This is a genomic window from Streptomyces sp. HSW2009, assembly GCF_040240285.1.
Taxonomy (GTDB): domain Bacteria; phylum Actinomycetota; class Actinomycetes; order Streptomycetales; family Streptomycetaceae; genus Streptomyces.
Genome location: NZ_JBEHZD010001086.1, coordinates 1 through 887, shown reverse-complemented (window position 1 = coordinate 887; position 887 = coordinate 1). Strand labels below are relative to the sequence as shown.

General features: G+C 82.5%; 1 pseudogene. It reads left to right on the top strand.

What is annotated here, in order from left to right:
• Positions 1-215 (top strand): annotated as a pseudogene (locus AAHZ94_RS34675) (hypothetical protein); the annotation flags it as partial.
• Positions 216-887: the final 672 nt, after the last annotated feature.

The following is an 887-nucleotide window of genomic DNA, read 5'->3' as shown; positions in this document are numbered from 1 at the left end:
CCCCCCCCCTTTTTTTCCCCCCCCCCCCCCGCCCCCCCCGCTCGGAGGCCGTCTCGGGGGCTCGGCCCCCCCCCCCCTTTTCTGCCCGCGACCTGCGGCGCCGGGCCGGCGGTGACGGGCCCCGGCTGCGCACCGGCGGCGCCGGCAGCACCAGCCGCGGACTGCGGCGCCGCGCCCGAACCGGGAGCCGCGGCACCGGCAGTGGCCGAACCTGAGGACACCGAACCGGCGGCGATCGCACCAGGGGCCGCCGCGCCAGAGGTCACCGACCCAGGACCGGTCGGACCAGAGGCAGCCGAGCCGCCACCCGGCGCTCCGGTGCCGTCCTGCGTTCCGGTGCCGCCCGGCGCCTGGGGTGCCAGCGGGTGGGCGACCGGGGGACGGCCCACCACGCGCGGCGCCTCGTACCGCGGCGCTCGCGGGCGCGGGCGCGCGGGGCGGGCGTTCGACTGGGGGGTGCGCGGTGCGGGCAGTTCGGCCCCGGCCGCGGGGGTGGCCGGCGTGGTGCCCGGCTGATCCGGCGTCACCTGCGGCGCGCCCTGCCCGGCGGGACGACCGACCGTTTCTGCTGCGGCTGCCTCCGTACCGGGGGCGGGCGGGGGCAGCGGGACGCCCTGGCCTGCCGGGGCGGCGGGGACCTGCGGGGCAGCGGGGGCAGCGGGAACGCCCTGCGCTGTCGGCGCCTGGTGCGGCCAGGGTTCCGCCTGCGGCGGGCCGGCCAGCGGCGTTGCCCCGCCCGGGAGTTCGGCCCCGGGGGCCGCTCCGTCCAGGTATTCGGGACCGGCGTGGACCCGGGGCCCCCCGGGGGCGGCCCGGGGGGGCCGGGGGGGTTTAAAAAAGACCCGCCCCCCCGCCGGGCGGCGGGGGGGGGGGGGGGGGGGGGGGGG